The organism is Micromonospora krabiensis, from assembly GCF_900091425.1.
In the GTDB taxonomy this organism is placed as follows: Bacteria; Actinomycetota; Actinomycetes; order Mycobacteriales; family Micromonosporaceae; genus Micromonospora; species Micromonospora krabiensis.
This window is the reverse complement of record NZ_LT598496.1, coordinates 5,304,768-5,325,795: the sequence shown is the minus strand read 5'-3', so window position 1 is coordinate 5,325,795 and position 21,028 is coordinate 5,304,768. Positions and strand designations below refer to the sequence as shown.

Sequence of the window (21,028 nt, the reverse complement as noted above, 5' to 3'; positions counted from 1 at the left end):
GTCTCGGCCGAGGTCGGATTCTCAGCCGAAGAGCGGGCGGACCACCAGATAGGTGAGGCAGGCGATCAACGCCGCCGCCGGGAACGTGATGATCCAGGCGATGACGATGTTGCCGGCGACGTTCCAGCGCACCGCGGAGAGCCGCTTGGTCGCGCCCACACCCATGATCGCCGAGGTGATCGTGTGGGTGGTGGAGATCGGCGCCTTCAGCACCAGGGCGTTGAAGTAGAGCACCGCGCTGGCGACCGTCTCGGCGGCGAAGCCCTCCGGCGGGCCCAGGTCGATGATCTTGCGGCCGAGGGTGCGGATGATCCGCCAGCCACCGGCGTACGTGCCGAGGGCCAGCATGGTCGCCGAGGTCCAGAACACCCAGCCCGGGATGTGGGTCTTGCTCTCCTGGAAGCCACCGGTGTAGAGCGCGAGGACCACGATGCCCATGGTCTTGGCGGCGTCCTGCATGCCGTGGCCGACGGACATGGCGGCCGCCGAGGCGGTCTGCGCCCAGCGGAAGCCCCGGTTGAGCTTGCCCGGCTGCCCCTTCCGGAACAGCCACAGGATCGCGAGCATCAGCAGGTAGCCCAGGGTGAGGCCGACGATCGGCGAGATCACCATGGGGAGGAGGACCTTCTCGACGATGTTCATCCACTGGACGACGCCACCGGCCGCGAGCAGGGTGGCGCCGACGAGGCCGCCGAACAGCGCGTGGGACGAGGACGAGGGCAGGCCGAAGTACCAGGTGATCAGGTTCCAGGCGATGGCGCCGAGCACCCCGGCGAAGACCACGCCGAGGCTGGCCACGCCCGTGGGGAGCGTGACCAGGCCGTCGCCGACCGTCTTCGCCACGCCCGCGCCGAAGTGGGCGCCGACGAAGTTGCCGACGGCGGCCAGCAACAGGGCGATCCGGGGGGTCAGCGCCCGGGTCGAGACGCTGGTCGCGATCGCGTTGGCGGCGTCGTGAAAGCCGTTGGTGTAGTCGAACGCCAGGGCCACCAGGATCACCGCCAGCACGGCGATGAGTTCGGGTGTCACAGGATCAGGACTCCTTGACCGCGATGGTCTCGACGGTGTTGGCCACGTGCTCGAACGCGTCGCAGGCGGCCTCCAGCTCGTCGGCCACCTCCTTCATCTTCAGCACGGTCAGGGCGTCGTACTCGCCGGAGAAGAGCCGGACCAGCAGCATCCGGTACGCCTGGTCGCCCTCGTTCTCCAGCCGGTTGCACTCGATCCAGTAGTCCTCGAGGTCCTTCATCGACTTCAGCCGGGGCATCGCCTCGGCGGTCAGCTTCGCCTGCTGGTCGAGCACGTTGACCAGCTCGTGCATCTCGCGCGGCAGCGACGGCAGCTTGGTCAGCCCGTACAGGTAGAGGAGGTTGCCGACCGCCTCCAGATGGTCCATCACGTCGTCCAGCAGCGACCCGAGCCGGTAGATGTCCTCCCGGTCGAACGGGGTGATGAAGGTGGAGTTGATCTTCTTGAAGAGCTCGTGGGTGATCTGATCGCTGTCGTGCTCCACCTCGGTGAGCCGCTCGCTCACGGACTGCACCTCGACGCCCGGCAGAGCCAGTTCGTTGAGCAGCTCGGTGCCCCGGACCAGGTTCTGCGCGGCCCTGGTGAAGAGCTCGTAGAAGGCCCCCTCGGTGGGGCGGAAGGAAAACTTCACAGCACGGACCTCGTCGTGTCGGTGGAAGGGTGACGGCCGCCCCGGGGCGCCCGCCCTGGGAATGCTAGGAGGCGGCGAAGAGCGGCATTCGCCGGCCCACCCCTGGCCAGGCCGCATTCACTGCTCGTTCACCTGCCGTTCATCTCGCCTGTCCCTCCCGCCCCCGCCTCCCCAGCCCGCAGGCGCTCACGCTCCCGCCCGAGGTCGAAGTTCGCGGCCGGATACCCCAGCGCGAGAGTGTCGAACGTCTCTTTCAGCAGGTGCGCCACCGCCCAGTCCCGGTACCACTTGCGGTCCGCCGGCACCACGAACCACGGCGCCGCGTCCGTCGCGCACCGGCTCAGCGCCTCGGCGTACGCGGCCTGGTAGTCGTCCCAGCGGGCCCGCGCGTCGATGTCCGACGGGTTGTACTTCCAGTGCTTGCGCGGGTCGTCGAGCCGTTCGAGGAGGCGCGCGCCCTGCTCGGCGTACGAGATGTGCAGCAGCACCTTCACCAGGGTCACCCCCGCGTCGGTCAACTCCCGCTCGAAGTCGTTGATCTCGTCGTACCGGGCCCGCCAGACGGCCTCCGGCACCAGGGACGCGACCCGGGCCACCAGCACGTCCTCGTAGTGCGAACGGTTGAAGATCCCCACGTACCCCGGCGGGGGCAACGCCCGGCGCACCCGCCACAGGAAGTCGTGCCGCAACTCCTCCGGAGTCGGCGGGCCGAACGAGCGGATGTGCAGGCCCAACGGGTTCATCGCGCCGGCGACCCGCTTGATCGTGCCGTCCTTGCCGCCGCAGTCCATGGCCTGGAGCACGAGCAGCACCCTGCCCGCGGGCCGGTCCGCCGGGCCCGGCCGCTCCTGCGCCGCCTTGGCGGTCGCGTACAGCATCTCCTGCCGGCGGCCCAGCCCGGCGCCCAGCAGGGCGACCTGCTCACGGGCCCAGCCCTTCCGGTGCTCCCCCGCCGTGGCCTCCGGCAGACCGGGCGTCGAACGCGGGTCGATCGCGCCGAGGTCGACCGGCGCCGACACCCGCAGCAGCTCCCGCATCGGCCCGCCGACCGGCGGCCCGAACTGCTTCTCCCGAGATGTGCTCACCCCCGGATCATCACCCACCCACCGCCGATCCGCCCACCGAGCCCCCGACCCACCTCCCCTCCGCTCCCTGTCAGGATCGGGGCGGCGGGACCGTCCCACGGGCGGGAGGATGGGTGCCGAAGGGGAGGAGCGCGGGGTGCGGGATCTGGCGACCGAGTTCGAGGCCGAGCGGGGCCGACTCCTGGCGGTCGCCCACCGCATGCTCGGCAGCCGCAGCGAGGCCGAGGACGCCGTCCAGGAGACCTGGCTGCGTTACGCGAACGCCCTCGCCGACCCGGCAGCCCGCGCCGAGATCCGCGACCTGCGGCCCTGGCTGACCACCACCTGCGCCCGGATCTGCCTCGACGTGCTGCGCTCCGCCCGGGTCCGCCGGGAGGCGTACGTCGGCCAGTGGCTGCCGGAGCCCGTGGTGACGCCGGTGGAGACCGCCCGACCCGACGGCTACGCGCCGGACCCGGCCGAGCGGGCCGTCCGCACCGACCAGCTCGGCACCGCCCTGCTGGTCGTGCTGGAGCGGCTCGCGCCCGAGCAGCGCGTCGCGTTCGTCCTCCACGACGTCTTCGCCGTGCCGTTCGCCCGGGTCGCCGAGGTGTTGGGCACCACCGAAGCCGCGGCCCGGCAACTCGCCTCCCGCGCCCGCCGGGCGGTCAACGCACCCGACCTGCCCCGGCACACCGCCGACCCGGCCGAGCAGCGGCGGGTGGTGGCGGCGTTCGTCGACGCCACCGAGTCCGGCGAGCTGGACCAGCTCCTGCGGCTGCTCGCCCCGGACGTGGTCGTCATCGGCGACAGCGGCGGGCACTTCCCGGCGGCCCGGCGACCGGTCGTCGGCGCCACCCAGGCCGGTCGCTTCATCCTCGGGCTGTTCGGCAACGCCGGCCGCTACCAGGAGGGGGTACGAAGCCGCCCCGTGCTGGTGGACGGCGTGCTCGGGCTCCAGGTGCAGGCGCCGCACACCGACGGCCGGACGATTCGGCTGGTCATCGCCTTCGCGGTGCACGACGGTCGGATCACCGGCATCTTCAACCAGTTCAACCCGGAGAAGGTCGGCGACCTGCCACCGCTGGGCCCGGCGGACTCGTGGCCGCCCCGCTGGTGAGGGCCCCGGCCGGTCGGCCGCCGGCTCAGACCACCAGCGCGAGCCACTTGCGGTAGGAGGTGGCGAAGGGCTCCGTACCGTCGCCGAGGGCGTCGAACAGCCAGCGGGCCGCCGCCTCCGCCTCGACGACCAGATCATCCGGGTAGCCGAACCGCACCCGGTGCTCGGCGAACTCGTCCTCGTCGCGCAGCTCCACCAGACCGGTGGTCCGCCGGCGCACCACGTCCAGGTCGAGGTCGAACAGGTGCACCGTGTCGTCGGACTCCCACCGGGCCGGACTCGCGATGTCGCAGTAGACCTCGCTGGTGCGCGGCGGCGGGTTGAACATGCCCGTCCACCAGGCGTGATGGGGGACCAGGAGGACGAAGGGGATCTGCTCCACCGAGGGACGACCGTGGTAGACGGACTTCGTGCCGGCGGTCACCCCGAGCCAGATGCCCAGGTCGTCCTCGGCGAGCCGGCGGGCCGGGTAGTCGCGGTGGGCGCTGCCGTCGTACTTGCGGTAGATCACACGGACCACGTCGCTCGGCATGAATCGCACCCTAACCGATACCGCCCACTCGTCGTAGCGCCCCCGTAACCGGACGGGCAGGTCGGAATTCCGTCCCTGATCGACCACGCCACGCGGCGGAGCGGCGCACCCGGTGTCAGCGCCGGCGGGTACCGTCGCACGGTGACTCCGCCCCGCACCGCCACCGGTTCCCGCCTCCCGTCGGCCCGTGGGCGACGCGGCGGCGGTGCCCGGCCCAGCGGTGCCGAGCTGCTCGCCGCCGCGGTCGGCGCGGTGCCCGGCGGGGCCGCCCGCCCCGGGCAGCAGCAGATGGCGACGGCCATCGAGGAGTGCGTCGAAGCCCGCGAGCACCTGCTCGTCCAGGCCGGCACGGGCACCGGCAAGTCCCTGGCCTACCTCGCGCCGGCGCTCACCGTCGACGGCCCGGTGGTGGTCTCCACCGCCACCCTGGCCCTCCAGTCCCAGCTCGTCGACCACGACCTGCCGCGGCTCGCCGACGCCGTCGAGCCGGTGCTCGGTCGCCGACCCACCTTCGCCGTCCTCAAGGGACGGCACCACTACCTGTGCCTGGCCCGGCTGGACAACTCGACCGAGGAGGAGCCGGAGGACACGCTCTTCGACGCCCCCGCCGCCCGGCCGGCGGCCGGCAAGTGGCTGGGTGAGGCGGGCCGCCTGGGCAAACAGGTGCAGCGGCTGCGCGACTGGGCGTCGGAGACCGAGACCGGCGACCGTGACGAGCTCGACCCGGGCGTCGACGACCAGGCCTGGCGGTTGGTCTCGATGCCGGCCCGGGAGTGCGTCGGCGCGGCCCGCTGCCCGTTCGGCGCCGAATGCTTCGCCGAGGCGTCCCGGGCCCGGGCCCGCGAGGCGGACATCGTGGTCACCAACCACAGCCTGCTCGCGGTCGACATGCTGGCCGGGCGGCAGATCGTGCCGCCGCACAAGCTGCTCATCGTCGACGAGGCACACGAGCTCGCCGACCGGGTCTCCTCGGCCGCCCAGGCCGAGCTGGTGCCGGAGCTGATCGACCGGTCCACCCGCCGGGCCCGGCCGCTGCTGCGTCCGGAGACCGCCGACGCGCTCACGGCGGCCGGCGACGCCCTCGCCGTCGGTCTCGCCGAGGCGCCGGCCGGTCGGATCACCGCCGGGCTGCCGGGCCCGCTGCGGGAGGCGTGCACCCTGCTCGACGCCGCCACCCGCGCCGCCCTCGACGCGATCGGCGACGTCAAGGGCGACGACCCCGATCCCGTACGCAAGCAGCAGGCCAAGGCCGTCCTCGACGAGCTCTCCACGACCGCGCAGCGGTTGCTGGAGGAGAACGAGCACGACGTGGCCTGGGTGGAGAAGCCCGACAACGGCAGCCGACGCGCGCTGGTGGTCGCCCCGCTCTCGGTGGCCGGCACCCTCGCCACCCACCTCTACGACGAACGCACCGTCGTGGCCACCTCGGCCACCCTGACGCTGGGCGGCCGGTTCGACACGGTGGCCCGCGCGCTCGGGCTGGACGCCCCTCCCCCGTCCCCGCCGTCGCCGGCCGCCGCCGCGCTGGCCGCCTCGACCTCGCGCGGCGGCTCGCGCTCCGGCCCGAACAACGGCACGTCGCCCGAAGGCGGCAGTGACGCGGGTGGCACGGCGGGCGTGCCGGCCACGAGCGGGCCGGGCTGGCGGTCGTTGGACGTGGGTTCCCCGTTCGACTACGCGCGGCAGGGCATCCTCTACGTCGCCGCGCACCTGCCCCGGCCCAGCGTCTCCGGCCTCCCGGACGCGGCCGGCGAGGAGCTGCTCGGGCTGGTCGAGGCGCTCGGTGGGCGTACGCTCGGACTCTTCTCCTCCCGGCGGGCCGCCCAGCAGGCGGCGGAGCTGCTCCGCGCGCGGACCGACCTGCCGGTGCTGCTCCAGGGCGAGGAGGCCCTTCCGTTGCTGGTCCGCCGGTTCCGCGAGGAGCGGGCCAGCTGCCTGTTCGGGGTGATGTCGCTCTGGCAGGGCGTCGACGTCCCCGGCGACTCCTGCCAGCTCGTGGTGATCGACCGGCTGCCCTTCCCCCGTCCGGACGAGCCGCTGGCCGCGGCGCGGGCCGCCGCGGTGGACGCCGGCGGCGGGTCGGGCTTCGCCGCGGTGAGCGTGCCCATCGCGGCCATCCGGCTGGCGCAGGGCGTGGGCCGGCTGATCCGCGCTACCGGCGACCGGGGCGTGGTCGCGGTGCTCGACTCCCGACTGGAGACGGCGCGCGGCTACGGGCCGTTCCTGCGCCGCTCGCTGCCCCCGTTCTGGTACACCACCCGACCCGAGGTCGCCCGCGGCGCCCTGCAACGCCTGGCGAAGGCCTGACGACACCCACGCCCCGCGCAACGCGCGGAGCGGCGCAACGCGCGGAGCGGCGCAACGCGCGGAGCGGCGCAACGCGCGGAGCGGTGGCCCCTACTTCGCGAGAAGAGTGGCCTCCCGCCCCTGGGATGACCACTCTTTCCACGAAGTTGCGCCCATCCCGAATGGGCCCGCGAGCGGGCGGCGGGGGGTAGGGGTAGGCGGGTGGGGTCGGGTCAGGGGGCCTGGGAGGCCACCACCACGGCGTCCGGTGGGGTGTCCGGGACGGTCCGGGCGGCGAGTCGACGCACGGCCGTGTTGAGCACCGCGATCAGCGGTACGGCGACGAGCGCCCCGGTGATCCCCGCGAGCACGACTCCGGCCGCGATCCCGATGATCACCGCGAGCGGATGGATGGCCACCGCTCGTCCCATGATCAGCGGCTGGAGCACGTGGCCCTCCAACTGCTGCACGCCGATCACGGCACCCAGGATGATCAGCGCGGTGACGGGGCCGCTGTCCACCAGCGCCACGAGGACGGCGACGCCGCCGGAGAGGGCCGCGCCCACGATCGGGATGAACGCCCCCAGGAAGACCAGCGCGGCCAGCGGGAAGGCGAACGGGATGTCGAAGATGACCAGGAAGATGCCGATGCCGACCGCGTCGATGAAGGCGACCAGGACGGTCGCCCGGACGTACGCCCCCAGGGTCGCCCAGGAGGCCCGCCCCGCGTCGTCGACCTTCCAGCGCGCGGCGACCGGCAGCAGCCGGACCAGGAACCGCCAGATCCGGTTGCCGTCCCGGAGGAAGAAGAACGTCGCGAAGAGCACCAGGATGGTGCCGGTGAGCACCTCCGCGAGCGTCGCCGCGGTGGTGGTGGCGGCGCTGGTGAACCGGTCGGTGTTGTCGTCGACCCAGCGCTGCGCCTCGTCGATGTACTGCGTGAGCTGACTGTCCGACAGGTGCAGCGGGCCGGTCTTCAGCCAGTCCTGGATCTGCCGCACGCCCTGCGACGACTTGTCGCTCAGCTCCGGCACCCCCTGGATGAACTCGTTCACCACCAGGGTCAGCGTGCCGACCACCGCGGCGAGACCACCGACCAGCACCACCGCCGTCGCCAACGAGCGGGGGAAGCGGGCGCGCAGCAGCCACCCGACGGCGGGGGCGAGCAGCGCCGAGAGCAGCAGCGCGATGGCCAGCGGGATGATCACGATGCGGATCGTGCCGACGATCCTGAGCAACGCCCAGGCCACCGCGCCGATCACGATCAGTCGCCAGGACCAGGCGGCGGCGATGCGCAACGCGTGCGGCACGTCGGCGTCGTCGCGGCTGGAGGTGGACGCGTGCATGGCGGCGGGCGGCGGGGCGCCGACCACGGTCGCCGTCGGGGGCGCCACCGGGCCCGGCGACTCCGGCGTGGCCACCTCGGCCCGCGCGGGCGCCTCGTCGGCGTCGTCGCGACCGGACCGCACCGACTCCCGTCCCGACTCGTACGCGCGGAGCAGCCGGCCGCGTACCCGCTCGAAGCGGCTCAAGCGCACCTCCTGGCAAGACGACCGTCCGCCCACGGCGACAGGTCGGACAGCATACGCCGACCCGCACCACCGTAGGACAGTTTCGCCACACAGTGCCCCGCTCGCCACCGCCCCAACCACCGGCCGGGCCGAACGCGCACGGTAGCGTCTGCGGCGTGACCGCCGACAAGACTCTGGACTCCGGCCTGCCGATCCGCCTGCTGCACGACCGGGTGTTGGTGCGCATGGAGGGGAGCGAGGGCGAGCGCCGCTCCACCGCCGGCATCGTCATCCCGGCCACCGCCGCCGTCGGCAAGCGGCTGGCCTGGGCGACCGCCGTCGGGGTGGGGCCGAACGTCCGCTCCATCGTCTCGGGCGACCGGGTGCTCTTCGACCCCGACGACCGCTCCGAGGTCGAGCTGCACGGCCGGGGCTACGTCCTGCTGCGGGAGCGGGACGTGCACGCCGTCGCCGCCGAGCGGGTCGAGAACGACTCCACCGGCCTCTACCTCTGAACCGCTTCCGCTAGACCGCGTCGCGGGGCACCGTCGGCGGCTTTTCCCGCCTCCGCCGCCCCGGACGTCGTTTGCGCCGCTCCCCGCCGGGAAGCCAGCCGCACCACCGGCCCTGGGGAGGGACGATGCCCGAGTGGATTAGGAAGCTGTTGTTCTGGGGCTTCATCGCGTTCCTGATCTACTTCATGGCGTTCCGACCGGACGGCGCGGCGGCTGCCTTCAAGGCGATCGGGGCGGGCCTGGTGGCGATCTTCCAGGGTCTCGGGGACTTCCTGACCGGCGTGATGACCTGAGCGGCCGCGCCGTCAGGAGCGCGCCGGCCAGCCGGGCGGCGGACCGTACCAGCCCGGTCCCGGGTGACCGACCGGCGGCGGAGGCGGCGCGGCGGGCAGCAGCACCGGGATCGGCACCACCGGCTCGTCCGGCGCCTCGACCGGCCGCTGGGAGCCGTCCGGGAAGCGCAGGTGGTAGCGGTTGCCGTCCCACACCCCCGTCGGCGCCTGCGGGTCGCGTCCGGAGAAGAACGACCGGTACGCGACGAGCACCTCCAGGAGTTCCCGCTCCTCATGGGCGGTCCGGTCCCGGTCCGCGGCGCGGGTGTCCAGCCCGCGGAGCGAGCCGTCGCGCAGCAGCGCCAGCCGGGTCGCGGCGAACTGGTAGCCGCGCATCGCCTTCACCCCGGCGTCGCCGGCCACCCGCCGCGCCCAGACCCGGGCGGCGTGCCGGCGGCCGAGGCTGCTGAGCGCCGCCACCTCGGGCGGGCTGAGCCATCCGGCCCGGACGTAGTCCGGCAGCCGGCGCTCGGTGAGCCGCCCCTCCCAGGCGCGCAGCCAGATCGCCAGCCCGACGGTGCCGAAGAAGATGGGGACCATCACACCGAGGAAGCCGTACAGCATGATCAGCGGCTGGCCGGTGGCCTGCGTGAGCGTCGGCAGGAGGTTCCAGGTGCCGTGCAGCATCATCGCCAGCAGCAGGCCGGCGATCGGGGCGAGCACCCGAACCCGCCGGTCGGCCGTACGCGCGGCGATGCCCAGCCCGACGCCGGTCATCGAGGTGAAGAGCGGGTGCGCGAACCCGAACAGCAGGATCCGGACGATGAAGATGGCGATGACCTGCTGGGCCCCGGTCGCGGGGCCGAACCGCTCGGCACCGGACGCGAAGCCGTATCCGCCCAGGTAGAGGATGTTCTCCACCATCGCGAAACCGACCGCGGACAGCCCGCAGTAGACCAGCCCGTCGGTGATGCCGGACCACTCGCGCCGCCGGAAGACGAGCAGCAGGATCGGCCCGAGGGCCTTGGTCAGCTCCTCGATGAACGGCGCCGTCAGCACACTCGTCAACGCCGCCGGCAGGCCGAGGTCGGCGAACTGGCGGGCCGCGAACTCGTTGACGGTCAGCGACGCCGCCGTCGACACGAACGCGCCCCAGGCGAAGCAGAAGATCAGGTACTTCAGCGGCTCCGGCTCGTACCGGTCGAGCCACAGGAAGCAGGCGACCAGCACCGGCACCGGCAGGATCGCGGCGACGACGCCGATGAGCAGCGCTTCGAGGCCGAGGCTCTCGCCCAGCGTGTAGACCATGAACACCGCGCAGGCAGCGATGAGCAGCACCACCGCCGCGAGCACCAGGAACCGCCGCCAGCCCAGCCGGCGCAGCGGCATCCGGGGCGTCGCACCGGGCGCGGGTGGGCCCGAGGGCACGGTCGGCGACGGCGGGGTTCCGCCGGGCGGGGTGTCGGCCATGCGGTCAGCGTAGTGGCCGTCGGCTCCCTGTTCCGGTCGCATCGGTGGCCGCTATGCTCGGCACAGGTCACGAGCGCCAGCGTGAAGCCCCGGCTTGCTGGCCGGCAACCCTCGTCGAGGTTCGCGGTGGGGTGCCCCGGGTGATGACCGGGCCCGGCCCCGATCCGCGAGCCGGGCAAGCGCGGACCCCGTCCCTCGTGCGCCCGGGGTCCCGGCCTCCGGGAGGTTCCGGCATGACCGTCACCCTCGTCCCCGCTCCTGTCGTCGGGTCCGACCCGGCCTCCGCCGGCTCGCTCGACGTGCTCGGTGTGCCGGGTGAGATCAACCTCGACTACGCCGCCACCGCGCCGTGCGCGCGGGTCGCCGCCGACGCGGTGACCGCGCTGCTGCCGTGGTACGCGAGCGTCCACCGCGGTGCGGGGGCGCTCTCCCGCCGCTGCACGCTCGCCTACGAGCGCGCCCGGCAGACGGTCGGGGACTTCTTCGGCGCCCGCGCCGACGACCACGTGATCTTCACCCGCAACACGACGGACGCGCTCAACCTGCTCGGCCGCGCCCTGCCGGCCGGCACCACCGTGGTCACGTTCGCCGGCGAGCACCACGCGAACCTCCTGCCCTGGCCGCGCGGCTCCGTCCGGCTGCCGGTGCCGGCCGACGCGGCGGAGGCGGTACGCGCCCTCGACGCGGCGCTCGGCGAGCTGCGCCGCGCCGCGAACCCGGGGCTGCCGGTGCTGGTCGCGGTCACCGGGGCGAGCAACGTCACGGGTGAGCTGTGGCCGGTGGCCGACCTGGCCCGGGTGGCGCACCGGCACCGCGCCCGGATCGCCCTGGACGCCGCGCAGCTCGCCCCGCACGTTCCGGTGGACCTGCTCGCGCTGGACGTCGACTACGTGGCCGTGTCGGGGCACAAGCTCTACGCCCCGTTCGGCGCCGGGGTGCTGATCGGGCGGGCGGACTGGTTGGACGCGGCGCCGCCGTACCTGGCCGGGGGCGGTGCCACCGCCCGGGTCGGCGCGGCCACCCATGACGTCACCTGGACCGCCGGGCCGGCCCGGCACGAGGGGGGCACGCCCAACCTGCTCGGCGCGGTGGCGTTGGCCGCCGTCTGTGACGCCCTCGCCGCCGCCGACCGGGACGCGCTGCACGACCGGGAGCAGCGGCTGCTGGCCCGGCTGCGCGACGGTCTGGGCGCCCTGCCGCACGTCGTCGAGCTGCGCACCTTCGGGCCGGAGGCGCCCCGGGTGGGCATCGTCTCGTTCGTCGTCGCCGGGCGGGACTCCGCCGACGTCGCCGCCGAGCTGGCCGCGCGGTCCATCGGCGTACGCGACGGTCTGTTCTGCGCCCACCCGCTCGCCCGGCGGCTGCTCGGCGAGGCGGCGGCGCGGAGTGGCCGGCGGGACCTGCCGCCGACGGCGCTGCGGGCCAGCATCGGTCTGGGCAGCACCGAGGAGCACGTCGACCGGCTGGTGGCGGCGCTCGCCGCTCGCCGTTGACGGCCGCCGCGGGGACGGACCGGGGCTCAGCCGATGGGCGGGGCGACCGGCGCCTTCGGCCCGCCCCCGTCCGGTTCGGGCCCGGTGCCCTGCGGCCCCTCCTGGTCGCCGAAGGAGTTCCGGACGAGCCGGTTGGCCTCCTCCTGCTCGATACCGGTCGCGACCAGGAGATCGCTCGCCGTCGTACGCACCTGGGCGATCACCACACTGCCGGAGAAGCCGACCCCCTGGGCGTACGCCCGGCCGGCCTCGCTGACCGCGCGGAGTGACCGCTCGCGGGCCTTCTGCGGCTCCTCGCCGACGGCGAACTCGTGCTTCATCAGGCGGACCGACTCGGCCAGGTGCTCGATCGCGTCCGGCATCGGATCCGGGACCGGCTCCTCGTCCTCGATGAGGGTGACCGACCGGCGGATGAGGGTGCCGCTGTTCCGCATCGCCCGGTCGATCGGATCGGCCGCCTCCGCGTAGTGGGTCAGCTCGTCGCGGCGGTGCCAGCGGGCCGGCGAGAGAATCGCGGTCTCCTTGGCCCCCTCGATCGCCTCACCGAGGGTGGCCAGCTCCTGCTTGTTGTTGCGGAGCCGGTCGAGGGCCCGCTGGGTGGCGGTGCGGTCCCGTCGGCGCAGCCCGTCGGCGGCCAGGTCGAGCTGGGAGGCGAGCAGGTCGAGCGCCGGCCGGGCGGCCCGGTTGATCACCCGTCGCGGGTTCAGTGGCAGCAGGATCGCGGTCACCAGGAGCGCGACCCCACCGCCGACGAAGGCGTCGACGAACCGCGGTATCTCCAGGTTCTGCGTGGACGGGCTCAGGGTCACGATCAGCACCGCCGTGGCCGCCGCCTGGATGACGATCGCGACGCTCGCCCCGGCGAAGATCGTCGACAGGATGGCCACCGTCACCACCAGGCCCAGTTGCCAGGCCCCGGTGTCCAGCACGTAGATGATCCCGTCGCCGATCGCCACCCCGATCGCCACCCCGACGATCAGCTCCACGGTGCGGCGGAACCGCTGGCCGACCGAGGCCGCCAGGGTGCCGACCGCCGAGATCGGCGCGAACACCGGCTGCGGGTTCCCGAGCAGCCGGTGCGACACCAGATAGGAGAGCGCGGCCGCGAGGCCGGCCTGCACCGCCAGGCCGCCCGCCATCCGCACCCGGTGCAGCCGGTCGTGGAAGGTCGCCTTGCCCCGGTGGCGAAGCTCCTCCATCGCCTCCGCGATCCGGGCGCTGTCGATGTCGGTCAGCGTCTCGCCCAGGCCGACCCGCTGCATGAGTGACTGTCGTCTGCTCCCCCGAGCCTCGGCCATGGCCGGTACTACCCACGCCGGGCCGCGTGAATCCTGCGGTTACCCGACACTCCGCGGCGGTGCGGCACACTTTCCGGGTGACCGACCTCCTCGACCGGTGGCGGGCGGCGGCCCGGGCGGCCGGCGCCACCGACGTGGCCGGGCTGACCGACGCCGGGCAGCAGATGCTGGACCGGTGGCGGGAGCCGCACCGGCACTACCACACGGTCGAGCATCTGACCTCCGTGCTCGACGTCGTCGACGCGTACGCCGGGTCGGCCGGTCGCCCGGACCTCGTCCGGCTGGCCGCCTGGTGCCACGACGCCGTCTACGACCCGCGGGCGGCCGGCGACGCCAACGAGCGGGACAGCGCCGACCTGGCGGGGCTGCTGCTCACCGGGCTCGGGGTGCCGGCCGACGCGGTGGCCGAGGTCCGCCGGCTGGTGCTGCTCACCGCCGGGCACGCCGTCGCGCCGGGCGACGTCGACGGCGCGCTGCTCTGCGACGCCGACCTCGCCGTGCTGGCCGCGCCGCCACCGGTGTACGACCGCTACGCGGCCGCGGTGCGGCGGGAGTACTCGCACGTGCCGGAGCCGGACTTCCGCGCCGGCCGGGCACGGGTGCTCGTCGGGCTGCTCGCCCTGCCCGCCCTGTTCCGCCTTCCGCCGCTGGCCCGCCGGTGGGAGACCGCCGCCCGCGCCAACCTGACCAGAGAGCTCACCACCCTGACCCCCACCCCATAACCCCCGCCCCGGCTCTCGGCGCTACTCCGGCTCCCGGCGATCATGCAGTTGTGGTGGGGGACGAATGGGGCCTAGCTGGTCACTCCAGGCACCACAACTGCATGATCGACCGGGGTGAGGGGTGGTGGCGCGGGGCGGAACAGATGTTTCGGGCGGCGGAGGTCGGCCCCGCGGAGCAGGCGTACCAGCTCACGGCTGGGCACCACGCGGGCGCCCAGCCAGACGGCCATCGCGAACCGTTCCGCCGGAATGTCGTAGTGGTCCCGGTCGAAGCCGCGCCGGGGGGCGCCGAGCGCCTCCGCGAAGGCGTGCAGTTCGGCGTACGAGACGTCGCTGATCAGGTGGGACCAGAGTCGGCCCCGGGACGGCCAGGCGGGCCGATCCAGGTAGAGCATGACCACAAACCTAGCCCGCCGGTTGTCGATCATGTTGAGGATCGACGGCCGGCGACCTAGCCTCTGCACCATGGCCGGTTCCCCCCTGCTCGACGACCTGCGTGCCGCCCTCGGCGAGAGCGCCGTGCTGACCGACCCGGACCTGCTCCGGATGCACGAGCGCGACGAAGCCGACCTCTGCGCCGCCGGAACCCCGCTGGTGGTGACCCGGCCACGCACCACCGAGCAGGTCGTCGCGGTGGTACGGGCGGCGGCCCGGCACGGCGTACCCGTGGTGCCGCAGGGAGCCCGAACGGGCCTGACCGGCGCCGCGAACGCGGTGGACGGCGCGATCGTGCTGAGCACGGTGGCGATGGACGAGATCCGGGAGATCGACCCGGTCAGCCGCATCGCGGTCGTCCAGCCGGGGGTGGTGAACGCCACCCTGGCCGCGGCGGTGGCGAAGCAGGGGCTCTGGTATCCCCCGGACCCGGGCTCCTGGGAGTCCTCCACCATCGGCGGCAACGTGTCCACCAACGCGGGCGGCATGTGCTGCGTCAAGTACGGGGTCACCACCGAGTACGTGCTCGGCCTGGAGGTGGTGCTCGCCTCCGGCGAGGTGCTGCGCACCGGCCGGCGGACCGCCAAGGGTGTGGCCGGCTACGACCTGACCCGGCTCTTCGTCGGCTCCGAGGGCACCCTCGGGGTGATCACCGAGGTGACCGTGTCGCTGCGTCCCGCGCCGGCCGAGTCGCTCACCCTCGTGGCGGTCTTCCCGTCCACCGCGGCGGCCGGCACGGCGGTGGCCGAGATCGCCGCGCGCGGACTCAGCCCCAGCCTGCTCGAACTGCTCGACCAGACCCACCTGCGGGCCATCGAGGCGTACCAGCCGATGGGACTGCGGACCGACGCCCAGGCCCTGCTGCTGGCCGCCGCCGACACCGGCCCCCGGGCCGCCGACGACCTGGCCGCGCTGGCCCAGGTCTGCGAGGCGGCGGGCGCCGACGAGGTGTACGCGGCCACCGACGCGGTCGAGGCGGCGGCACTGTTGCAGGCGCGCCGCCTGGCCCACCCGGCGATGGAGAAGTTCGCCGCCGACGCGTACCCGGGTGGCAACGGCGGGCTGATCCTCGACGACGTGGCGGTGCCCCGGGGCGCGCTCGCCGCCCTGCTCGACGGGGTGTCACGGATCGCGGTGGAGTGCGACGTGCCGATCGGGGTGGTGGGGCACGCCGGCGACGGCAACATGCACCCCAACATCGTGGTGGACCGGGCGGACCCGGACAGCCTGGAACGCGGCCGGCGGGCCTTCGACGACATCATGCGCCTGGGGCTGGCGCTCGGCGGCACCTGCACCGGGGAGCACGGGGTGGGCCTGCTCAAGCGGGACTGGCTCGCCCAGGAGATCGGGCCGGTCGGCGTACGCGTCCACCAGGCCGTCAAGGCCGCGCTGGACCCGGCCGGGCTGCTGAACCCCGGAAAGGTCCTCTGAGGTCAGCCCTCGAGCTCGGCCGGGGTGGCCTGGGTGAGCAGCAGCAGGATCTCGCCGGCCGTCGGTGGGCGCTCCTCACCGGGACAGTCCTGCCAGGTGGTCAGGCCGGCGGCCGTAAGCAGGCTGGAGGTCAGGGCGTCGATGCAGGTAGCCCGGTACTTGCGGGCCTCGTCGGTCTCCTTGGCGAGCCGCGGGTCGGCGAGCATCTGCTGGAGGCGGCTCGTCTGCTCCGGGTTGAGGGCGCCGGCCGAGGTCACGCCGTCGCCGGCGCAGTCGATGCACTTCCAGGTGCCGTCCGGCTCGACCCGCAGGGTCCGCAGCGGGCCGTCCGCGCCGAGCTTCTGGAGCAGGGCCACCTGACCCTCACTCACCGTGGTCGGCACCTCCGGGGCGGGCAGCCCGGCGGCCGCGCCGTTCTGAGCGGGTGCCGGGTCGTCGGCCGACTCCGCGCGTACCAGGGAGCACCCCGCCAGGGCGGTGACCAGCACCGCACCGAGGAAGGGGACGATCAAACGCGAACGGGAACGGCGCACCACTCGCCGGAACCTACAGGACCGTAGGTAACGGACGGTACCCCTACACCTCGGTAGCTTATGGTGGTTCTCCCCGCGCCCCCGCCGCCCCGTCACACACCGGCGGGATCAGGTCGAGGGCAGCGTCGCCGGGTCGCCGTCGCCGCCCCGGTCGGCCGCGTAGCCGCGTACGTCCGGGGCGCCGAGCCGGGCCGCATCCGCCGCGACGTCGTCCGGCATCCGCTGCGACTGCCGCTCCGCCTCGACCCGCGCCCGGTAGTGCTCGACCTCGCGGGCCCGCCGGGCGGCGTCCCAGCCGAGGACGGCGCCCATCAGCTCGGCCGTGTGCTCCGCCGACTCCAGCCCCCGGTGCGTGGTCTCGATCGAGATCCGGGTACGCCGGGTGAGCACGTCCTCCAGGTGCAGCGCGCCCTCCGCCCGGGCCGCGTACGTGACCTCGGCGGCCAGGTACTCGGGTGCGCCGGCCAGCGGCGACGCGAGCAGCGGGTCGGCGTCGATCAGGGCGAGCACGTCCAGGGTGAGGGTGCCGTAGCGCTCCAGCAGGTGCTCGACCACCCCGACCGGGACACCGTGCCGCCGGGCCAGGTCGGCCCGGTCCCGCCACATCGCGGCGTAGCCGTCCGCGCCCAGCAGCGGCAGGTCGGCGGTGCGGGACGCGCGTACGCCCCCGAGCCGCCGGGCCGCCCGGTCCACCACGTCGGTGGCCATCACCCGGTACGTCGTGTACTTGCCACCGGCCACCAGCAGCAGCCCGAGCATCGGCTCGATGACCGCGTGCTCGCGGGAGAGCTTCGACGTGGAGTCCGCCTCGCCGGCCAGCAGGGGGCGCAGGCCCGCGTAGACGCCCTCGATGTCGGCGGTGGTGAGCGGCCGGTCCAGCACCGTGTTGACCTGCTTGAGCAGGTAGTCGATGTCGCGGGCGGACGCGGCCGGGTGGGACCGGTCCAGGTGCCAGTCGGTGTCCGTGGTGCCGATGATCCAGTGGCCGCCCCACGGGATGACGAACAGCACCGACGTCGCGGTACGCAGGATCAGGCCGGTCTCCCCGGTGATGGCCGACCGCGGCACCACCAGGTGCACGCCCTTCGACGCCCGTACCCGCAGCCCGGGGCGCAGCCCCACGTCGTTGAGCATCCGCGACATGTCGTCGGTCCACACGCCGGTGGCGGCGATCACCGTGCGGGCGCGTACCTCGAACTCGGCGTCCGGCGAACCGGCCGGCGCCTCCAGGTCACGAACCCGGACGCCGGTCACCTCGCGGGCCTGCCGGATCAGCCCCACCGCCCGCGCGCTGCTCACCACGGTCGCGCCGAGGCTCGCCGCCGTGCGGGCCAGGGTCACCACCAGCCGGGCGTCGTCGACCTGCCCGTCGTAGTAGCGGATCGCACCGGCCACCGCGTCGGCGCGCAGGCTGGGGAAGACCCGTCGGGTCGCCTCCCGCGTCAGGTGCCGGTGCAGCGGCATGCCCCGACCGGTGCCGAAGATGCCGGCGAAGACGTCGTACGCCGCCACGCCGGTGCCGTAGTAGGAGCGGCGGAGGATCCGGGCCGGCAGGTCGCGCAGGCCCCGACCGGCCGGGAGCGGCACCAGGAACGGCACCGGCCGGACGAGGTGCGGCGCCAGCCGGGTGGCCAGCAGCCCCCGCTCGGTGAGCGCCTCGTGGACCAGGTGGAACTCCAACTGCTCCAGGTAGCGCAACCCGCCGTGGATCAACTTGCTGGACCGGCTGGAGGTGCCGGCCGCGAAGTCCCGCGCCTCGACCAGGGCCACCTTGAGCCCTCGGGAGGCCGCGTCCAGGGCCGCGCCCGCACCGGTCACGCCACCGCCGATGACCAGCACGTCGAAGCGTTCGGCACGGAGTCTGCGCAGGTCGGTGGCGCGGCGTTCGGGCGACAGCCGGCCGGCGACGGATCGGGAGACGTTGGGGTCGCGCACCCGTCCACGGTAACCGTCAAGACCACGTCCGCGAACCATGCCGCCCGGCCCGTACTGTCTGGGCATGGCGCTGGGCCCCCCGTTCCCCGCTGGTCAGCCCTTCCCGTACGCCCCGGCGACGCCGCGGAGCAGCCCGTGGCCGGTCGTGGCGGCCGTGCTCGCGGGCTGCTGGACCGTGGGCGTCGTCACGGCGACCCAGCTCGGCGGCTGGCTCACCGATCAGGTGCTGCTCAGCATCGGGCGCGACCGGATCGGCTGGCTCTGGCCGCTGCTGAGCGTGCCGACCCTGCTGCTGGTCGGCACGCCCGCACTGCTGCTGGCGCTGCTGCCCCGCTCCGCCGCCGTCCGGGCGACCGGTCGCGCCTGGCTGGCCGGCGTCGTGGTGCTCGGCGGCCTCGGGCTGCTCCGGGCCGTCCCGCCGGTGCACCACGAGGCCTACCTCGCCGGGATGGCCGCCACCGCGGCCGTGGCCGCGCTGGTGCTGGGCCGCCTCGACCGGCGACGGGCACTCCGACCGGGGGCGGGCGCCGCGCTCCCTTCGGAGACCGGCGCCGCGCCGGGCGTGACCCCGCCGGAGGCCGGCGCCGCCGCGCCGGGGGCGACCCCACCGCGGGCCGGTGTCGCGCCCTCCTCGGACGCGACACCGGCCGGCCGGCGGCCGGACCCGGTCACCGTGCTCGGGATCGCGGGCGGGTTGGCGTTGCTGCTGCCGTGGGCCTGGCTGGGCGCACTGGGTGGGCTGCTGGAGACCGTCCTCGCCGCCCTGGCCGCCGCCGCGCTCGGCGCGCTGGCCGGTGCCCTGCTCGACGGCCGGTTCTGGTCCCGGTTCGCGGCCGGCGACCCGCCCCGACCGGCCCGGTTGGTGCTGGTCGGTGGCCTCGTCGCCGGGGTGGCGCTGCTGCTGCTCGGTGCCGGCACCGGCCAGTCCGGCGCCCAACTGCCCGCCCTGCTCACGCTGCCACCGGCCGGCTTCGCGCTGGCCGCCCTCCAGGCCGCCGCCCGTCGACGGTCGGCCGGTACCCCGCCGGTCGACGACCCCCGGGGGTCGACCGGGGTCGGCGCGACCCGGTGGCTGGTCGGGCTCGCGGCGTTCGGTCCGTTGGCCTTCACCGACCCGGAGGAGATCAGCCTGCTCCTCGTCGGCACCCGGGACGTGCCGTTCTGGGTGGCGGCCGCCGCCGGCGCGGGGCTCGCCGTCGCGCTGCTGCTCGCCGTCGCGTACGGGGTGCTGCTCGCCCGTCCGGGGGCCCGCGCCCCGAGCCGCCGGACCGCGGCGGTCACCGCCGCGGTCCTGCTCGTCGCGCTCGCCGGGGTGGACCTCGGCCCCGGGCAGCCGGGGCTGCACGGCGAGCGGCTCTTCGTGGTGCTGCGCGAACAGGCCGACCTGACGGGGCTGCCGGCCGCCGCGCCGGGGCGGGCCGGCCGGGACGCCCGGACGGCCGAGGTCTACCGCCGGCTCGTCGCCACCGCCGACCGGAGCCAGGCCGACCTGCGCCGGAACCTGACCCGGCTGCGCCTGAACCCGACGCCGTACTACCTGGTCAACGCGATCGAGGTGGACGGCGGCCCGGCCGTGCGTGCCTGGCTCGCCCGTCGACCCGAGGTCGGCCGGGTGCTGGTCAGCCAGCGCCTGCGTCCACTACCCGCGCCGGCCGGCATCACCCGGGGCACCGACCCCGCGCCGACCGGCCCGGAGTGGAACATCCGACAGATCGGCGCGGACCGGGTCTGGGCCGATCTGGGAGTGACCGGGGCCGGCGTCGTGGTCGGCAGCTCGGACTCCGGCGTCGACGGTCGGCACCCGGCCCTCGCCGGTGGTTTCCGGGGCGGCGACGACTCGTGGTACGACCCGTGGGACGGCACCCGCACCCCCACCGACGAGGGCGGGCACGGCACGCACACGGTGGGCAGCGCGGTCGGCCGTGACGGCATCGGGGTGGCACCGGGCGCCCAGTGGGTGGGCTGCGTCAACCTCGACCGCAACCTCGGCAGCCCGGGGCACTACCTCGACTGCCTCCAGTTCATGCTGGCGCCGTTCCCGGCCGGCGGCGACCCGTTCACCGACGGGCGGCCCGCGCGCGCACCGGACGTCCTCACCAACTCCTGGGGCTGCCCCGGGATCGAGGGCTGCGACGCGGGAGCGCTGCGACCGGCCACCGCCGCGCTCGACGCGGCCGGCATCTTCGTGGTCGCCGCAGCCGGCAACACCGGCCCCTGGTGCGCCTCGATCGACGATCCGCCCGCGCCGTACCCGGACGTGCTGACCGTCGGCGCGGTCGACAACCGGGGCCGGGTGGCGGACTTCTCCTCCCGGGGTCCGGTGGCCGGGGGCGCCAAGCCGGACGTCCTGGCTCCGGGCGTCGAGGTCCGCTCCGCCATGCCCGGCGGCGGATACGCCACCCTCGACGGCACCTCCATGGCGACGCCGCAGGTCGCCGGCGTGGTGGCGCTGATGTGGTCGGCCAACCCGGCGCTCGTCGGTGACCTCCCCCGGACCCGGCAACTGCTGCGGGAGACCGCTACCCCGGCCAAGCCCACCTACCGCTCCCGGAACCCCGCCGACACGTGCGGCGGGGACGCGAACATCACCGGAGCCGGCCTGGTCGACGCGTACGCGGCCGTGCGCGCGGCCCGGGCGGCCGGCTGAGCGGACGGCCCGGCCGGGTCGACGCCCATGGCCGGGTGCGCCGGTCCGGGCGGCGCGCTGGGCGAGCCCGGCTGCTCCCGGACCGGGTGCGGGCGGCGGGTCTT

At 74.5% G+C, this 21,028-nt stretch carries 17 protein-coding genes, 2 pseudogenes and 1 riboswitch; of the genes and pseudogenes, 9 read left to right on the top strand and 10 right to left on the bottom strand.

Translation table 11 applies throughout. The features are described 5' to 3' along the window. Positions 1 to 21 precede the first annotated feature (21 nt). The 3 genes from GA0070620_RS24390 to GA0070620_RS24380 all read right to left on the bottom strand — a co-directional run bounded on the left by GA0070620_RS24390 (position 22) and on the right by GA0070620_RS24380 (position 2,697). A complete protein-coding gene (locus GA0070620_RS24390; RefSeq protein ID WP_091594575.1) occupies positions 22 to 1,029 on the bottom strand; it encodes an inorganic phosphate transporter in 1,008 nt (335 codons plus the stop codon). A 4-nt stretch (positions 1,030 to 1,033) separates the two neighbouring features. Continuing rightward, on the bottom strand, positions 1,034 to 1,660 hold the full coding sequence (locus GA0070620_RS24385; RefSeq protein ID WP_091594573.1) for a DUF47 domain-containing protein: 627 nt from the start codon (positions 1,658 to 1,660) through the stop codon (positions 1,034 to 1,036). 128 nt (positions 1,661 to 1,788) lie between these two features. After that, positions 1,789 to 2,697, bottom strand: coding sequence for a PPK2 family polyphosphate kinase (locus GA0070620_RS24380; protein WP_091594571.1), 909 nt, complete (start codon positions 2,695 to 2,697; stop codon positions 1,789 to 1,791). 184 nt (positions 2,698 to 2,881) lie between these two features. Here GA0070620_RS24380 and sigJ point away from each other — a divergent pair, with 184 nt between their 5' ends. Continuing rightward, positions 2,882 to 3,844: an RNA polymerase sigma factor SigJ gene (gene sigJ / locus GA0070620_RS24375; RefSeq protein WP_091594569.1), complete on the top strand. Its 963-nt coding sequence runs from the start codon at positions 2,882 to 2,884 to the stop codon at positions 3,842 to 3,844. A 25-nt stretch (positions 3,845 to 3,869) separates the two neighbouring features. Here the strand turns inward: sigJ and GA0070620_RS24370 are convergent, their stop codons facing one another. Then, on the bottom strand, positions 3,870 to 4,376 hold the full coding sequence (locus tag GA0070620_RS24370; protein ID WP_091594567.1) for a DUF402 domain-containing protein: 507 nt from the start codon (positions 4,374 to 4,376) through the stop codon (positions 3,870 to 3,872). Between the two features lie 141 nt (positions 4,377 to 4,517). On the opposite strand from GA0070620_RS24370, the pseudogene GA0070620_RS34290 reads away from it, so the two are divergent. Both GA0070620_RS34290 and GA0070620_RS34285 read left to right on the top strand, forming a co-directional pair. Further along, positions 4,518 to 5,867, top strand: a pseudogene (locus GA0070620_RS34290) (ATP-dependent DNA helicase); the annotation flags it as partial. Positions 5,868 to 5,987: 120 nt separating this feature from the next. Continuing rightward, positions 5,988 to 6,683, top strand: a pseudogene (locus GA0070620_RS34285) (ATP-dependent DNA helicase); the annotation flags it as partial. A 212-nt stretch (positions 6,684 to 6,895) separates the two neighbouring features. Here the strand turns inward: GA0070620_RS34285 and GA0070620_RS24360 are convergent. Further along, a complete protein-coding gene (locus GA0070620_RS24360) occupies positions 6,896 to 8,194 on the bottom strand; it encodes an AI-2E family transporter (RefSeq protein WP_091594563.1) in 1,299 nt (432 codons plus the stop codon). A 155-nt stretch (positions 8,195 to 8,349) separates the two neighbouring features. Here GA0070620_RS24360 and GA0070620_RS24355 point away from each other — a divergent pair, with 155 nt between their 5' ends. Together GA0070620_RS24355 and GA0070620_RS33030 are read left to right on the top strand one after the other, a co-directional pair. Further along, a complete protein-coding gene (locus tag GA0070620_RS24355) occupies positions 8,350 to 8,688 on the top strand; it encodes a GroES family chaperonin (protein WP_091594561.1) in 339 nt (112 codons plus the stop codon). 125 nt (positions 8,689 to 8,813) lie between these two features. Further along, positions 8,814 to 8,981 carry a hypothetical protein gene (locus tag GA0070620_RS33030; RefSeq protein WP_172836494.1) on the top strand — a complete coding sequence of 56 codons (168 nt, stop codon included), beginning with the start codon at positions 8,814 to 8,816 and terminating at the stop codon, positions 8,979 to 8,981. A gap of 12 nt (positions 8,982 to 8,993) precedes the next feature. Here the strand turns inward: GA0070620_RS33030 and GA0070620_RS24350 are convergent, their stop codons facing one another. Next, entirely contained in the window at positions 8,994 to 10,472 is a 1,479-nt protein-coding gene (locus tag GA0070620_RS24350; RefSeq protein WP_091594559.1) for a PrsW family intramembrane metalloprotease, read from the bottom strand. Between the two features lie 23 nt (positions 10,473 to 10,495). Beyond that, positions 10,496 to 10,618, top strand: a riboswitch (SAM riboswitch). A 45-nt stretch (positions 10,619 to 10,663) separates the two neighbouring features. On the opposite strand from GA0070620_RS24350, the gene GA0070620_RS24345 reads away from it, so the two are divergent. Next, entirely contained in the window at positions 10,664 to 11,923 is a 1,260-nt protein-coding gene (locus GA0070620_RS24345; RefSeq protein WP_091594557.1) for an aminotransferase class V-fold PLP-dependent enzyme, read from the top strand. A gap of 26 nt (positions 11,924 to 11,949) precedes the next feature. Here GA0070620_RS24345 and GA0070620_RS24340 read toward each other — a convergent pair whose 3' ends face one another. Further along, the gene (locus GA0070620_RS24340) at positions 11,950 to 13,185 is read right to left on the bottom strand and encodes an FUSC family protein (RefSeq protein WP_231921956.1); all 1,236 of its coding nucleotides are present in this window, start codon (positions 13,183 to 13,185) and stop codon (positions 11,950 to 11,952) included. Between the two features lie 113 nt (positions 13,186 to 13,298). Here GA0070620_RS24340 and GA0070620_RS24335 point away from each other — a divergent pair, with 113 nt between their 5' ends. Beyond that, positions 13,299 to 13,943 carry an HD domain-containing protein gene (locus GA0070620_RS24335; protein ID WP_091599315.1) on the top strand — a complete coding sequence of 215 codons (645 nt, stop codon included), beginning with the start codon at positions 13,299 to 13,301 and terminating at the stop codon, positions 13,941 to 13,943. A gap of 71 nt (positions 13,944 to 14,014) precedes the next feature. On the opposite strand, the gene GA0070620_RS24330 is transcribed toward GA0070620_RS24335, so the two are convergent. Continuing rightward, on the bottom strand, positions 14,015 to 14,410 hold the full coding sequence (locus GA0070620_RS24330) for a DUF4031 domain-containing protein (RefSeq protein WP_331713209.1): 396 nt from the start codon (positions 14,408 to 14,410) through the stop codon (positions 14,015 to 14,017). Here GA0070620_RS24330 and GA0070620_RS24325 point away from each other — a divergent pair. Further along, entirely contained in the window at positions 14,409 to 15,809 is a 1,401-nt protein-coding gene (locus GA0070620_RS24325; protein ID WP_091594551.1) for an FAD-binding oxidoreductase, read from the top strand. The two genes, GA0070620_RS24330 and GA0070620_RS24325, sit on opposite strands and share 2 nt — an antisense overlap. Before the next feature lie 2 nt (positions 15,810 to 15,811). Here the strand turns inward: GA0070620_RS24325 and GA0070620_RS24320 are convergent, their stop codons facing one another. Then, positions 15,812 to 16,321 (bottom strand): hypothetical protein, encoded by a 510-nt coding sequence (locus tag GA0070620_RS24320; RefSeq protein WP_231921955.1) that lies wholly within the window; start codon positions 16,319 to 16,321, stop codon positions 15,812 to 15,814. A gap of 129 nt (positions 16,322 to 16,450) precedes the next feature. Then, on the bottom strand, positions 16,451 to 18,316 hold the full coding sequence (locus tag GA0070620_RS24315; protein ID WP_091594547.1) for a glycerol-3-phosphate dehydrogenase/oxidase: 1,866 nt from the start codon (positions 18,314 to 18,316) through the stop codon (positions 16,451 to 16,453). Between the two features lie 25 nt (positions 18,317 to 18,341). On the opposite strand from GA0070620_RS24315, the gene GA0070620_RS24310 reads away from it, so the two are divergent. Further along, positions 18,342 to 20,924, top strand: a complete 2,583-nt coding sequence (locus tag GA0070620_RS24310; RefSeq protein WP_091599312.1) for a S8 family serine peptidase — start codon at positions 18,342 to 18,344, stop codon at positions 20,922 to 20,924. Positions 20,925 to 21,028 lie beyond the last annotated feature (104 nt).